This is a genomic window from Paludibacillus litoralis, from assembly GCF_037646705.1.
GTDB lineage: Bacteria > Pseudomonadota > Alphaproteobacteria > Rhodobacterales > Rhodobacteraceae > Pikeienuella > Pikeienuella litoralis.
Genome location: NZ_JBBHER010000003.1, coordinates 130,232 through 143,505 on the forward strand (window position 1 = coordinate 130,232; position 13,274 = coordinate 143,505).

At 67.6% G+C, this 13,274-nt stretch carries 16 protein-coding genes and 1 tRNA gene; 8 read left to right on the plus strand and 9 right to left on the minus strand.

Features of this window, described 5'->3' with window-relative positions; all coding sequences use genetic code 11:
- Positions 1–10: 10 nt before the first annotated feature.
- The 7 genes from WG921_RS05080 to WG921_RS05110 all read left to right on the plus strand — a co-directional run bounded on the left by WG921_RS05080 (position 11) and on the right by WG921_RS05110 (position 5,578).
- The gene (locus tag WG921_RS05080; RefSeq protein ID WP_340108135.1) at positions 11–805 is read left to right on the plus strand and encodes an SDR family NAD(P)-dependent oxidoreductase; all 795 of its coding nucleotides are present in this window, start codon (positions 11–13) and stop codon (positions 803–805) included.
- Between the two features lie 136 nt (positions 806–941).
- Positions 942–1,856 (plus strand): 2-hydroxy-3-oxopropionate reductase, encoded by a 915-nt coding sequence (locus WG921_RS05085; RefSeq protein ID WP_340108136.1) that lies wholly within the window; start codon positions 942–944, stop codon positions 1,854–1,856.
- Entirely contained in the window at positions 1,853–2,272 is a 420-nt protein-coding gene (locus WG921_RS05090) for a hypothetical protein (RefSeq protein ID WP_340108137.1), read from the plus strand. The genes WG921_RS05085 and WG921_RS05090 overlap by 4 nt, the downstream gene beginning before the upstream one ends.
- Positions 2,269–2,682, plus strand: coding sequence for a hypothetical protein (locus WG921_RS05095; protein ID WP_340108138.1), 414 nt, complete (start codon positions 2,269–2,271; stop codon positions 2,680–2,682). The genes WG921_RS05090 and WG921_RS05095 overlap by 4 nt, the downstream gene beginning before the upstream one ends.
- 50 nt (positions 2,683–2,732) lie before the next feature.
- Entirely contained in the window at positions 2,733–3,698 is a 966-nt protein-coding gene (locus WG921_RS05100) for a TRAP transporter substrate-binding protein (RefSeq protein ID WP_340108139.1), read from the plus strand.
- Positions 3,699–3,791: 93 nt separating this feature from the next.
- Positions 3,792–4,295, plus strand: coding sequence for a TRAP transporter small permease (locus WG921_RS05105; RefSeq protein WP_340108140.1), 504 nt, complete (start codon positions 3,792–3,794; stop codon positions 4,293–4,295).
- A complete protein-coding gene (locus WG921_RS05110) occupies positions 4,292–5,578 on the plus strand; it encodes a TRAP transporter large permease (RefSeq protein WP_340108141.1) in 1,287 nt (428 codons plus the stop codon). Before WG921_RS05105 ends, WG921_RS05110 begins: the two co-directional genes overlap by 4 nt.
- Before the next feature lie 463 nt (positions 5,579–6,041).
- Here the strand turns inward: WG921_RS05110 and WG921_RS05115 are convergent.
- The 6 genes from WG921_RS05115 to WG921_RS05140 form a co-directional block, all read right to left on the minus strand.
- Positions 6,042–6,117: transfer RNA gene (locus WG921_RS05115), tRNA-Thr, on the minus strand.
- 112 nt (positions 6,118–6,229) lie between these two features.
- Positions 6,230–6,550, minus strand: a complete 321-nt coding sequence (locus WG921_RS05120) for a phosphoribosyl-ATP diphosphatase (RefSeq protein ID WP_340108142.1) — start codon at positions 6,548–6,550, stop codon at positions 6,230–6,232.
- The gene (gene hisF / locus WG921_RS05125; RefSeq protein WP_340108143.1) at positions 6,550–7,308 is read right to left on the minus strand and encodes an imidazole glycerol phosphate synthase subunit HisF; all 759 of its coding nucleotides are present in this window, start codon (positions 7,306–7,308) and stop codon (positions 6,550–6,552) included. Before hisF ends, WG921_RS05120 begins: the two co-directional genes overlap by 1 nt.
- Positions 7,309–7,378: 70 nt before the next feature.
- Positions 7,379–8,101 carry a 1-(5-phosphoribosyl)-5-[(5-phosphoribosylamino)methylideneamino]imidazole-4-carboxamide isomerase gene (gene hisA / locus WG921_RS05130; RefSeq protein WP_340108144.1) on the minus strand — a complete coding sequence of 241 codons (723 nt, stop codon included), beginning with the start codon at positions 8,099–8,101 and terminating at the stop codon, positions 7,379–7,381.
- 162 nt (positions 8,102–8,263) lie between these two features.
- Positions 8,264–8,554 carry a DUF1244 domain-containing protein gene (locus WG921_RS05135; RefSeq protein WP_340108145.1) on the minus strand — a complete coding sequence of 97 codons (291 nt, stop codon included), beginning with the start codon at positions 8,552–8,554 and terminating at the stop codon, positions 8,264–8,266.
- 26 nt (positions 8,555–8,580) lie between these two features.
- The gene (locus WG921_RS05140; RefSeq protein ID WP_340108146.1) at positions 8,581–9,339 is read right to left on the minus strand and encodes an N-formylglutamate amidohydrolase; all 759 of its coding nucleotides are present in this window, start codon (positions 9,337–9,339) and stop codon (positions 8,581–8,583) included.
- 115 nt (positions 9,340–9,454) lie between these two features.
- Between WG921_RS05140 and pyk the strand changes: the two genes are divergently transcribed.
- On the plus strand, positions 9,455–10,897 hold the full coding sequence (gene pyk / locus WG921_RS05145) for a pyruvate kinase (protein ID WP_340108147.1): 1,443 nt from the start codon (positions 9,455–9,457) through the stop codon (positions 10,895–10,897).
- A 46-nt stretch (positions 10,898–10,943) separates the two neighbouring features.
- On the opposite strand, the gene WG921_RS05150 is transcribed toward pyk, so the two are convergent.
- The 3 genes from WG921_RS05150 to WG921_RS05160 are packed head-to-tail and all read right to left on the minus strand — an operon-like array spanning position 10,944 to position 13,272.
- Positions 10,944–11,345: a hypothetical protein gene (locus WG921_RS05150; protein WP_340108148.1), complete on the minus strand. Its 402-nt coding sequence runs from the start codon at positions 11,343–11,345 to the stop codon at positions 10,944–10,946.
- Positions 11,342–12,430, minus strand: a complete 1,089-nt coding sequence (locus WG921_RS05155) for an EscU/YscU/HrcU family type III secretion system export apparatus switch protein (RefSeq protein WP_340108149.1) — start codon at positions 12,428–12,430, stop codon at positions 11,342–11,344. Before WG921_RS05155 ends, WG921_RS05150 begins: the two co-directional genes overlap by 4 nt.
- Positions 12,427–13,272, minus strand: coding sequence for a flagellar biosynthetic protein FliR (locus tag WG921_RS05160; RefSeq protein WP_340108150.1), 846 nt, complete (start codon positions 13,270–13,272; stop codon positions 12,427–12,429). Before WG921_RS05160 ends, WG921_RS05155 begins: the two co-directional genes overlap by 4 nt.
- Between the last annotated feature and the right edge of the window lie 2 nt (positions 13,273–13,274).

The window sequence follows — 13,274 nt, forward strand, 5'->3', positions numbered from 1 at the left end:
AATTACGGGAATGGTGAAACGCCTCGAAGGAAAATCCGCGCTTCTCTTTGGCGCAGGCTCGGTCGGCGAAGGCTGGGGCAACGGCAAGGCCTCCGCCGTGCTCTACGCGCGCGAGGGCGCGAAAGTGGCCTGCGTCGACCTGAACCGCGCCGCCGCGGAGGAGACGGCGAACATCATCAACGGCGAAGGCGGAACCGCCATCGCGCTCCAGGCCGATGTGACGAAGCTCGATCAGGTGCGCGCCTCGGTCGAGGCGACGCAGAGCGCCTTCGGGCGCATCGACGTGCTGCACAACAATGTCGGCATGAACATCGAGGGCGGGCCGGTCGAGACCAGCGAGGAAGACTGGGACCGCGTGATGGCGGTCAATCTCAAGAGCATGTTCCTCACCTGCAAATGCGTGCTGCCGATCATGGAGGCGCAGGGGAACGGCGCCATCGTCAACATCTCGTCGCTCGCGTCGATCCGCTGGATGCAGTTCAACTACATTTCCTACTACGCGTCGAAAGCGGGCGTGAATAACTTCACCCGCGCGATCGCGCTCCAATACGCCGATCGCGGCATCCGGGCGAACACGGTGCTTCCCGGCCTGATGGACACGCCGCATATCTACGAGGCGATGAAGGAGCACTACACCGACTTCACCGCCATGCAGAATCAGCGCGCCGCCGTCACGCCGATGAAGAAGATGGGCGACGGCTGGGATATCGCGCACGCGGCGCTGTTCCTCGCCTCCGACGACGCGAAATACATCACCGGAATCGAGCTTTGCGTGGATGGCGGGCTGCACTGCAAGACATATTGAAGCCGAGGCGGCGCCGGGCCGGCGCCGAGCAATTCGATACATGCGCCGCTCATGATGGGCGGAGGAACCCGGGAGGGTCGTTTTGAGCGAAGATCTCGCCCTTGCGCCCCCCGTCTGGAAGGTAGGGAGAGCATAAATGCCGCCATCAGGCGATTCGCAGGATCTCGTCATCGGCTTTGTCGGCCTTGGCGTCATGGGGCGCCGGATGGCGGCCAATCTCTTGAAGGCCGGCTTCCGCCTCAAGGCGCATGACCTCAATCGCGCCGCGGTCGACGAACTGGTCGCCGCCGGCGCGACGGACGCCGGATCGCTCGGCGGCGCGGCGGACGCCGACGTGGTGATCACCATGCTGCCCGACACGCCGGATGTCGAAGCGGTGCTGTTCGGCCCGGACGGTCTGGCCGCGTCGATGCGCGCCGGCGCGACGCTGATCGACATGAGCTCGATCTCCCCCATCGCCACGAGAACCTTCGCGGAAAAGCTCGCCGAGCGCGGCGTCGCGATGCTCGACGCGCCCGTCAGCGGCGGCTTTCGCGGCGCGGACACGGGAACGCTCTCCATCATGATCGGCGGCGAGGCGGACGTGCTTGAACGCTGCCGGCCGATTCTGAACGCGATGGGCAAGACCATAAGCCATATCGGCGGCGCCGGCGCCGGCCAGGTCTGCAAGGTCTGCAACCAGGTCGCGGTCGCCATCAATATCCAGGCGGTCGCGGAATCGATGACCCTGGCGAAGAAATGCGGCGTCGATCCGACCAAGGTTCGCGAGGCGCTGCTCGGCGGCTTCGCTCAGAGCACCGCGCTCGATCAGCATGGCCAGCGGGTGCTCGACGGGAATTACGAGGCCGGGTTCCGGGTCGCGCTCCAGCGAAAGGATCTCCGGCTCGCGCTCGAGACCGGCGAGGCGACGGGCGCGCCCCTCCCGGTCGGAGCGCTGGTGCAGCAGCTTTACGGCATGCTGGCGGCGACCGGCAGGAACGGCCTCGACAACTCGTCGCTCGCGCTCCTTCTCGAAGAGATGTCGGGATTGCGGGGGGACTCCGAGGGATGAGCGACTTCACCATGTTTCGCGGGATCGTCGAGGTGGTCGGCGACACGACGGTCCTCGCCGTGGACACCATCGCTCACGTGCGGCCGGAAGAGGACGCCGGTCGGGTGGTGATGACCGGATCCCACGGCGGCGTCAGCTCCGGCGAATACGCCGCGCGCGCGCCGCTGGCCGCGGTCTTTTTCAACGATGCGGGGATCGGCAAGGACGAGGCCGGCGTCGCGGGGCTCGGTCTTCTCTCCAAGCTCGGAATCGCGGCCGGCGCGGTGTCGCACGAGAGCGCCGAGATCGGGCTCGGCCGCGAGACCTGGGGCGGCGTGATCTCCGCCCTCAATCCGCAGGCCGAAGCCGCCGGCTTCAAGCGCGGAGAGCCGGTGCGGGCGGCCGTTCATCGCATTTTCGGAAAGGGCGAAGCGTGAGAAACGAGGTTTGCGCCAGCATCGCGGGTCATGACGTCGTGCTGATGGATTCGATCTCGCTCATATCGGAGGCGAACGTCGGCGGCGTCGTGATCTCCGCCTCCCATGGCGGGACCATCTCCGGCGCCTTCGCCGCCAGCCATCCGCCGCTGTTCGTCGTCTTCAACGATGCGGGCGGCGGAAAATCGGGCGCCGGGCGCGCGGGGCTCGTGCTTCTCGACGAGGCTGGAATCGCCTGCGCGACAGTCTCGCATGAGAGCGCGCGGATCGGAGACGCTGAAGACACATGGGCCAATGGCGTGATCAGCGCCGTGGGTCGCGCCGCCGAAGCCGCCGGAATCCGTCGCGGCTCAAGCGTGCGCGAAGCAGTCGAAACGATTGCGAGGGAGGCGCCGGAAAAGCACGCATGAGACGAAATCAACACCACCACAACGGGAGAAAACGAATGATATTCAAATCCATGGCGACGTCAGCAATGGCGGCCGCAATGATGTTCGGCGCCGCGGGAGGCGCCCAGGCCATCGACCTGAGCTTCGCGATGCACACATCGCCGCCCGGCCCGGAATTCGAGGCGGTCGACAAGTTCATCGAGCTTGTGAAGGAGCGGAGCAACGGCGAGATCAACGTCAAGACCTATCCGTCCGCCGTGCTCGGCGGCGAGCGGGACAATCTTGAGCAGCTGACCGTCAACGAAGTCCAGATGACCCTCTTCGGCGACCTGCTTCCCAGCGTCGTCGTGCCGGAATATGGCGCGACGGTGGTGCCGTTCGTCTTCCCCGGCCCGGAGGAGGTTTTCGAGTACTGGTCCGGCCCGGTCGGCGATGAAGCCAAGGCCCTCATCCGCGACAAGGTGAAGGTGGAGATGGTCGCGTTCACCCGGCGCGGCGATCGGCACCTGACCGCCAGCAAGGCGATCAACTCTCCGGCCGACATCAAGGGCGTCAAGATGCGCGTCCCGGAGATTCCGTCCTGGGTCAAGGTCTGGTCCGAGATCGGCGCCTCGCCGACGCCGGTCGCATGGCCCGAGGTGTTCAGCGCGCTCCAGATGGGCGTGGTGGAAAGCCAGGAGAACCCCTGCTTCAACATCAATCAGGCCAAACTTTACGAGGTGCAGTCGCATCTGATGTACACCGCGCATGTGCCGGCGGTGTGGCATTGGGGGATCAGCACGGCTTTCCTCGAGAGCCTGACGCCTGAGCTGCGGGAAGCCGTGGTCAGCTCCGCCATCGACGCTGCCGCCTATGGCGACATGGTCACCAAGGAGCAGATCGACAAGACCTGCGCCTCGCTCGGCGAGGAGCACGGGATGACGCTGCTCGAGGTCGACCGGGGCCCGTTCATCGCGGCCGCGCGTCCGGCGATCGACGAGCTGGCGAAAGACTGGGCGCCGGGCGTCTATGACGCCGTGTCGAAATATCTCGAATAAGCCCAATCGGGTGGGCGGCGCGCGAAAGACCTGAACGGCGTCGCGCGCCGCCCTTCGTTTTCGATTAAACGCACACCGAGACCGGAGGTCGCGATGAAAACCGCAGCCCAAGTTCGCCGCGCGATCTTCTACATCTTTGAGACGCTCGCCATCGCAGCATTCCTGCTGATGCTGGGGTCGTCCGTCCTTCAGGTGTTCTACCGTTACGTTCTCAACGCGCCTCTGATGTGGACGGAGGAGCTCGCACGGCTGATGTGCGTGCTGACCACGTATTTCGGCAGCGTCGTCGTGCTTATCGCGAGAGAGCACATCCGGGTCGAGATGATCGACAGCCTGCTGGGGCGGCGCGGCCTCGCGACGGTCGGCGTCATCGTCGATCTCATGATGGCCTGGTTCCTGGTCGCCGTCGCCTATGGCTGCTACCTGCTGACGAGCGCCACCTGGACGACCTTCACCGCAAGCATGGCCTGGTTCCGGACCGGCTATCTCTACATCGCCGTCGGCGTCGCCGTCTCGGCGATGACCCTGGTCCTCATCATCGACATTTACGGCCAGTTGCTCGTTCTCGCGGGCCGGCGGAAGGAGACCGAGGCATGATCCTCTCACTTTTTCTTGGCGTTCTTGTCCTTCTCTTCGTCGTCGGCATCCCCGCAGCCTTCGCGCTTGGGCTCACCTCGCTGATCGTCACCGGCTTCGAGCGCGGCTTCGACGCCATTCCCTACACGATCGTCGCCCAGCGCATGGTCTACGGCGTCAACAGCTTTCCGCTGCTCGCCATTCCGTTCTTCATCCTCGCCGGCAAGATCATGAACACCGGCGGCATCACCGACCGGATCTTCGATTTCGCCCGTCGGCTCGTCGGGCGCCTGCAAGGCGGTCTCGGCCAGGTCAACATCGCCGCCTCGATCATCTTTTCCGGCATGTCGGGTTCGGCCGTCGCCGACGCGATGGGAATCGGCCAGATCGAGATTCAGGCGATGAGAAAGGCGGGCTACCCGGATGACTTTTCGGTCGGCGTCACGGCGGCCTCCGCCGCGATCGGCCCGATCATTCCGCCGTCGATCCCGCTCATCATCTACGCCGTCATGGCCAACGTCTCGGCGACCGCTCTCCTGATCGCGGGCATCCTGCCGGGCCTTCTGATGGGCCTGCTCATGATGATCGTGGTGGCGATCCTCGCGCGGCGGCGCAACCTGCCGACCGAGCGCTGGGAGGGCTTCGCCCTTCTGCTGACCAGCTTCATCGTCGCGATCCCCCCGCTGGTGACGCCGGCGATCATCATCGGCGGAATGTGGTCCGGCGTCTTCACGCCGACCGAGGCCGCAGCCATCGCCGCGGTCTACGCGCTGCTGATCGCGATGGTCTTCTACCGCGAGATGTCTCTTCCGCAGTTGTTCACGATCCTGCGGGAGACCATGCGCGAGAGCGCGATCATTCTCCTGATCGTCGCCGCGGCGTCGCTTTACGGCTGGTTGCTGGTCTTCACGCAGATCCCGCAACAGATGGTTCAGGTGGTCAATGAGCTCAGTCTCGGCCCGGTCGGGCTTCTGCTCATCATCAATCTCTTCCTCCTCGTGATCGGCCTCTTCATGGAGACCAACGCGGCGATCACCATCTTCACGCCGATGTTGCTCCCGCTCGCGCTGGCTGTCGGCGTCGATCCCGTGCATTTCGGGATCATCATGGTGCTCAACCTGATGCTCGGCCTTCTGACCCCGCCCGTCGGCATGTTGATGTTCGCCGTCGCGAAAGTCGCGAACGTGCCGATGAACAAGGCTCTTGTCGCGATCGCGCCGTTCTACATTCCTCTCGTGCTGTCGCTGTTGCTCGTGACGTTCGTCCCGCAAATATCGCTGCTCCTGCCCAGCCTGATGCGGTGACCGCCCGTCGGGGCGCGCGCAAAGAAAGGGAATGAGGGGTGCGGGCTCCCGCGCCATGCCGCGATCAGGCGACAGGCATGGCGCGGACCGCCGAAAAGGGGCGCTGGTTCAGGCGTTCGCCGCGCAGGCGGCTGTTCTCGCGCCCCCAGGGCCCTTTCGCATGGGCTTTGCGGGCGCGATTGACCGCTGCTCAACCCCGCGCGGGGCGCGGGCTCAGCGGCGCGTCTGAGGCCGGCTTAGCGCCATCATCGCCTCAGCCGGCGGTTTCGTCGACTTGGCGTCGCGCCCGCGGCGCGCGCACGCCTCCGCAGCCCCTATCGCCTTGAAGCCTCTGCCGGATGGCGGTCCGGTCATGCGCGATGGAGAGCGGCGAATGACCGCGCCCGGACAGGGGACGACAGAGGAATCGGGACGACGCGCGATATCCTGACCGCAGGATATCCAGGCGAAGTCTTCCTTTAAGTGGTGCCGCTGAAGGGACTCGAACCCCCGACCCCATCATTACGAATGACGTGCTCTACCATCTGAGCTACAGCGGCGTTCTCTTACCGGTCTTTCGTCAGACTCTCGCCTGCGAACGGCGCGTTGATTACGCGGGCGGCGGCGGCGATGCAAGTGTTGATCGCAAGCCGGCGCGCCGAGCGCGGGCGGTCAGCGCCCGCGCGCCGCCTTTTCCGAGATGCCCGAGACGCCTTCGCGGCGCTCCAGCTCGGCCAGAACCGCCGAGAGGGGCACGTCGAGCGCGGCGAGCATGACGAGGAAGTGAAACAGCGTATCGGCTCCCTCGGTCACCAATTCGGCCGGGTCGCCGGCGGCGGCGGCGATCACCGCCTCGACGGCTTCCTCGCCGAATTTCTGGGCGCAGGCGCGCGGCCCTTTGGCCAGAAGCGCGGCGGTGTGGGACGAGGTGGTCTCGCCCGCCGCTTTCCGCGCCGCGATCACGGCCTCGAGCCTGTTCAGAATATCGGTCATCAGAGCCTCACCGCCACGCCGGCCGCCGCCATATGCGCTTTCGCTTCGGCGATGGTGTGGATCCCAAAATGAAAGATCGAGGCGGCGAGGACCGCCGACGCGCCGCCCTCCACCACCCCTTCGACCAGATGGTCCAGCGTTCCCACCCCGCCGGACGCGATGACGGGAACCGGAACCGCGTCCGACACGGCGCGCGTCAACGGTATGTCGAACCCGGTCTTGACGCCGTCGCGGTCCATGGAGGTCAGCAGGATCTCTCCCGCTCCCTTGCCGGCCATGTCGCGTGCGAATTCGACGGCGTCGATCCCGGTGCGCTGACGGCCGCCATGGGTGAAGATCTCCCACTTTCCGGGCGCGACAGCCTTGGCGTCGATCGCGACGGTGACGCATTGCGCGCCGAACTTCTCCGCGGCGCGCGCGACGAAATCCGGGTCCTTGACGGCCGCGGTGTTGATCGAGACCTTGTCGGCGCCGGCGAGGAGAAGATCGCGGATATTCTCCAGCGTCCTGACGCCGCCGCCGACGGTCAGGGGCATGAAGCAGCGCTCCGCCGTCCGGCGCGCGATATCGAGTATGGTGGGGCGCTCATCGCTCGATGCGGTGATGTCCAGAAAGCAGAGCTCGTCCGCCCCGGCGGCGTCGTAGAGCGCGGCCTGCTCGACCGGATCGCCCGCATCGACCAGATCGACGAAGTTGACGCCTTTCACGACCCGGCCGTCCTTCACGTCGAGGCAGGGAATGATCCTGATTTTCAGCATGGGCGACCCTTCGCGTTCCATTCCGGGTTCAATAGCCCCTCGGGCCTCCGGGTTCAAAGGCCTGCGGAGCTCAGGCGCGGAGGAGCGCCGCCGCCTCGGCGACGTTGATTCGCCCGTCATAGAGCGCCCGTCCAGAGATCGCGCCGTCGAGCGGCGCGCCGCAGCTTTTCAACGCTTCGAGATCGGCCATCGAGCTGACGCCGCCGGAGGCGATCACGGGGATCGAGACCGCACGGGCCAGCGCCGCGGTCGCGGCGACGTTCGGGCCCTGCATCGCGCCGTCCCGCTCGATATCGGTGTAGATGATCGCGGCGACGCCGGCGTCCTCATAGCGGCGGGCGAGATCGGTCGCGTCCGTTCCGGTCGTCTCGGCCCAGCCTTCGACCGCAACCTGGCCCCCGCGCGCGTCGACGCCGACGGCGACGCGGCCCGGATGCGCGCGCGCGGCGGCGCGCACGAACGCGGGGTCGCGCACCGCGGCGGTGCCGAGGATCACCCGGCGGACGCCCTTCTCCAGCCAACTCTCCAGCGTGGCGCGGTCGCGGACCCCGCCGCCGAGCTGAACCGGAACGGACACGGCGGCGAGGATCGCGCCGACCGCCTCCGCGTTCACCGGCGCGCCGGCGAAGGCGCCGTCGAGATCAACGAGGTGCAGCCATTCGCAACCCGCCGCGACGAACGCGCGCGCCTGGGCGGCGGGGTCGTCGTTGAAGACCGTCGCGGCGTCCATCTCCCCGCGCAGCAGCCGGACGCAGGCGCCGCCTTTGAGATCGATCGCGGGATAGAGGATCATGACGCGCGCTCCTTCGCTGGATGGCCGTCTCGTAGCGGATTTGGCCCGCGCTGCAAACCATGGCGGGCGTCATGGCCCGGACGGCCAGCGCCAGGGGGAAAGCCGGCGCCTCCCGCGCTGGGCGGCGGCTATCGCCGGGGCGCTGGCCGGCCGGCGCGCGCCTCAGCCATGGGATTTCGCGAAGGCCGCCTTCTGCTCGTCGGTCGCGTCGGTCTGATAGCGGGCGCGCCATTCGGCGAAGGGCATGCCATAGAAAATCTCGCGCCCTTCGTCCTTGGTCATCTCGATCCCGCGCTCGTTGGCCGCCTCCTGATACCAGCGGCTGAGGCAGTTTCTGCAGAACCCGGCGAGATTCATCATGTCGATGTTCTGGACGTCGGTTCGCGTCCTCAGATGGTCGCGGAGGCGGCGGAAGGCCGCGGCCTCGAGTTCCAGTCGGGTCTGATCGTCCATGGCTCTCTCCTCCGTTCCGCTATGACTTAGGCGCCTTCCGGGGCTTCGTCCATCGCTTCGAGCAGCCACCGCCCGAGAGCCCGCCCCCAGCGGACCTGTTCGGCGTCGGTCCGGATCAGATCGTTCCTGATTTCAATGAGCAGATGCGGCAGGGCGCGGGCTGTCCCGTGCCGCCACATCGTGTCGCCCGTCAGCCGCCCGCTATAAGGCTCGTTATCGCCGACGGTGAGGTCCGGCTCGCGCTGGAGCCGCTCGTAAAGAGGGCGGAAGAGCCGGTCGTCCCGGTCCCAGAGCAGGCCGATCTCCCAGGGGCGGCGCGGGCGGCCGCGCAGCTGCGGCGTGAACGAATGGAGCGAGATGAGCCGCGGCGCCGCTCCGGCGGCCACCGCGCCGTCGATCAGCCGCGTGAGCGCGTCGTGGTAGGGGCGATGGCAAAGCGCGAGCCTGCGCTCCTTCTCCGCCGCGTCGGCGTGGCGATTGCCGGGGATGATCGAGCCGTCATAGAGCTTCATCAGGAGGGTGGGGTCGTCCTCGCCCCGGTTCGGGTCGATCACCAGCCGTGAGAACCGCGAGGCGATCATCGGCGCCGACAACGTGTCGGCGAGCGCCAGCGCCGCGCCGCGCGCGCCCACATCCCAGGCGATATGGCGGTTCATGTCCTCCGGCCCGAGGCCAAGATCGCCGCCAGAAATCTCCGGCGGGACGCGGTTGGAGGCGTGGTCGCAAAGCACGATCCAGGCGGGATCGCGCTCGGCGCCGACGATTTCATAGGAAGGATGCGTCATCCATGCCGGATAGCGCCCGAACGGGCGGCGATCAACCGCTGGCGCGCCCTAGGAAAGCGGCGCGATGCCGGTTATGACCGGCTGAAGGCAAACAGAGCGGATCAGAGGAAGACTCATGCGTCGCAATCGCAATGTGAAGATCGTCGCAACGCTCGGCCCGGCTTCATCCGATCGGGAGACGATCCGGGCGCTGTTTCGGGCGGGGGCGGATGTGTTTCGGCTCAACATGAGCCATGGCGACCATGAGGCGACCCGGGCGCGCCATCAGCTCATCCGCGAGGTGGAGCATGAGCTTGGCAGGCCGATCGGCATTCTCGCCGACCTTCAGGGCCCGAAACTCCGGGTCGGAACCTTCGCCGACGGGCCGCAGATGCTGGTGGAGGGCGCGGCGTTCCGGCTCGATCTCGATCCGACGCCGGGCGACGCCAGCCGCGCCGAACTGCCGCATCCGGAGATTTTCAAGGCGCTGGAGCCTGGCGCCGCGCTTCTGGTCAATGACGGCAAGATCCGCCTGAAAGTGACCGCGTGCGACGACTCGAGCGCCGATTGCGAAGTCATCGTCGGCGGCGAGATTTCCGACCGCAAGGGCGTCAACGTGCCCGACGTGGTGCTGCCGCTGGCCGCGCTCTCGGAGAAGGACCGCGCCGACCTGGAATTCGTCTGCGACCTCGGAATCGACTGGCTCGGCATCTCCTTCGTGCAGCGCGCCGCCGATGTCGAGGAGACGATCGCGCTGGCCAGGGGGCGGGCCGCGGTGCTCTCCAAGATCGAGAAGCCGGCCGCGCTGAGGGATCTGGACGCGATCATCGAAGCCTCGGCGGGGATCATGGTGGCGCGGGGCGATCTCGGGGTCGAGCTGCCGGTCTCCGACGTGCCGCCGCTGCAAAAGCGCATCGTCGGGAAGTGCCGGATCGCCGGAAAGCCGGTGATCGTGGCGACGCAGATGCTGGAGAGCATGATCGAGAGTCCGGTGCCGACGCGGGCCGAGGTCTCCGACGTCGCGCAGGCGATCTACGAGGGCGCGGACGCGGTGATGCTCTCCGCCGAGAGCGCGGCGGGCGCCTATCCGATCGAAGCGGTGACGATGATGAACGCCGTCGCGGTCGCGGTCGAGGCGGACCCGGCCTATCGCGAGATCATCAGCCACAGCCGGACCGGTTCCGGCGACGCCGTCGCGACCGCGATCACCGCGGCCGCCCGCGAAGTGGCGGAGACGACCGACATCAAGGCGATCTGCTGCTTCACCCATTCGGGCGCGACCGCGTTCCTGATGGCGCGGGAGCGGCCCTTCACGCCAATCATCGCGCTGACGCCGTTTCGCGCGACGGCGCGGCGGCTGGCGCTGGTCTGGGGCCTGCACTGCGCGCTGACCGAAGAGGTGGAGCGGTTCAAGCTGGCGGTGGTCAGCGCCGCGCGCACGGCGCTGGCGGACGGCTTCGCGGAGGAGACGGATCTGATCGTGGTGACCGCGGGCGTGCCGTTCAACGTGCCGGGAACGACGAACATCCTGCGCGTCGCGCAATGCGACGTGAAGATGCTTCTGGAGCGGAAAGCCTGAGGGGGAGGGCCGCGCCGCGCCGTCGGTCGCCGGCTCCTGCGGCCCTTCACGCCTTTCGAAGCGCCGATAGCGTCTGTTCGTCCCGCCTCTCCCGAGCGGCGCGCGCTTTCGCCGCTTCGCGCCGCCGGAGCAGCGCCACCGCGCGGGCCCGTCCGAGCGCCCGCGCCGCGTCGGCGCGGGCGGCCTCCTCCTCCGCCATCAGCGCCTTGCGCCGCGCGGCCAGCGCGCGCCGGCGCGCGGCGCTGGCGGCGCGGAACGCGGTGAGCGCGCGAAGCGTGACGAGATCCGGGAACGCGGCTTCGGCTTCGGCTTTGCCGGCCTCCGCCTCCGCCGCGTCTTCCCTCTCCAGCGCGGCGAGGGCGCGGCGGATCTCCGCCAGCGCGGCGAGCGCGCGGAGGCTCATCCGCTCGGCGATCTCCTCGAGCGCGGCGTAGGGCTCGCCGCTCACGAGCCGCGCTCCCTGGTCTTGGCGCGGATCGCCTCGGCGAAGCGGATCGCGGCGGCGACGGCGTGATAATGCGCGGGCTCGATCTCGCAGCCGATGTCGACGGACGCCTCGAGGGCGCGCGCGGTGGGCGGGTCGCGGTGGATCGGCACGCCGGCGTCCGCCGCGATCTCGCGGATGCGGAACGCGACATTGTCGACGCCCTTCGCGACCACGATCGGCGCGCCGCCGGAGTTGCGGTCCCATTTCAGCGCGACCGCGTAATGGGTCGGGTTGACGATCACCACCGCGGCGTCCGGCACATCGAGCATCATCTGGTTCGTCGCGATGTCGTTGGCGCGGCGCCGGCGCTGCGCTTTCAGCATCGGGTCGCCCTCGGAGTTCTTCATCTCGTCCTTGAGCTCCTGAAAGCTCATCCGCAATTTGCGCGCATGGTCGAAGCGCTGCCAGAGATAGTCGAAGGCGGCGATGATCAGCGCGATGATCGCGATCTGCAGGAGGAGCGAAATGGCGAGGCGGCCCATCTCCCCGGGGATGGCTTTCGGCGCGGCGCGGGTCAGCCCGATGATCCTGTCGGTCTCGTTCATCAGGAAGAGCGCCAGCACGATGGAGATGACCAGGAGCTTGGCCGCGGATTTGGCGAACTCGAAAAGCCCGGTGGGCCCGAACTTGTTCTTGGCCTGCGCGATCATCGAAATCCGGTTCAATTTCGGCAGGATCTTCTCCGGCGCGACGACGAACGCGTGCTGCGCGACGATGACGAGGGTGACGAAGAGAAACGGCAGAAAGAAAAGCGGCGCGAGCCCAGTTACGGCCTGCAGGAACACCTCGACCGAGAGGCCGCCGCCGCTGGAGAAATGGCGCGGGGCGAGCGTGTCCGCCCGCGCCAGATACCCCGCGAGGACCGCGCCGCTGGACTGGACCGCGCCGGCGCCGGCGAGCCAGAGCGCCGTGAGAAGCCCGAAATAGGCTGCGGTGGCGGACAGATCCGTCGACTTCGGGACATTGCCCTTCTTGCGCTCGTCGTCGAGCTTTTGCTGCGTCGGGTCGTGGGACTTCTCGCCCGAATCTTCGCCGCCGCCGCTCATCGGGGCATTGCGAAAGGCGCGGCGAGCACCTCGTCCAGAAGGCCCGACCAGTGAAGAAGCCCGACCGGGGCCGCGAGAAGCAGGAAGAAGAGCGCGCCCGCGGTGATCGCCGGCGCGCCGACGAAGGCCACCATCAATTGCGGCATCGCGCGGTTGATCGCGCCGAGCGCGACATTGTAGACCAGCGCCGCGACGATGAAAGGCGAGGCGAGCGTGAAGGCGAGGCCGAACACCGCCTCCCCGCGCGCGACGCCCCATTCCGCGAGATCGCCGGCGACGGGGAAGACGCCGAAGGGCAATACCTCATAGGAGCCGATCATCGCCGCCGCGGCCTTTATGTGGAGCCCTGCGGCCAGCGCCAGCGCGACGCCTGCGAGAACCAGAAGATTGCCGATCGCCGGCATCGGGTCCGGGGTCGCCCCGGCGCCGAGGATCTGCGCGACCGAGGTCGCCTGCGCCGCCATCGACCCGGCGAGCTGCAGCGCGAAGACCATGAAGCGAAGCGCGAGCCCGAGCGCGAGCCCGACCGCCGCCTCCGCCAGAAACAGGCGGCCATAGGAGAGGGCGGGCGCCATCGATTCGCCGATCGGGGCCGCGGCGGGAATATCCAGACCCGGCAGAACCGCCGGCCAGACGATGGCGGTGAAGGCGAGCGCCGCGACCAGCCGGACCCGCGCGGGGATGACCTGTTCGCCAAACCCCGGCAGCAGCGTCGCAACCGCGCCGACCCGGATGAAGACCGCGACCAGCGCGAAGAGCTCCGCCTCGGTGAAGGAGAACACCTGACCGAGCGACAGGAAGATCCGCACCAGTTCAGACGTGGGAGACGCAAGCCCCTCCATCG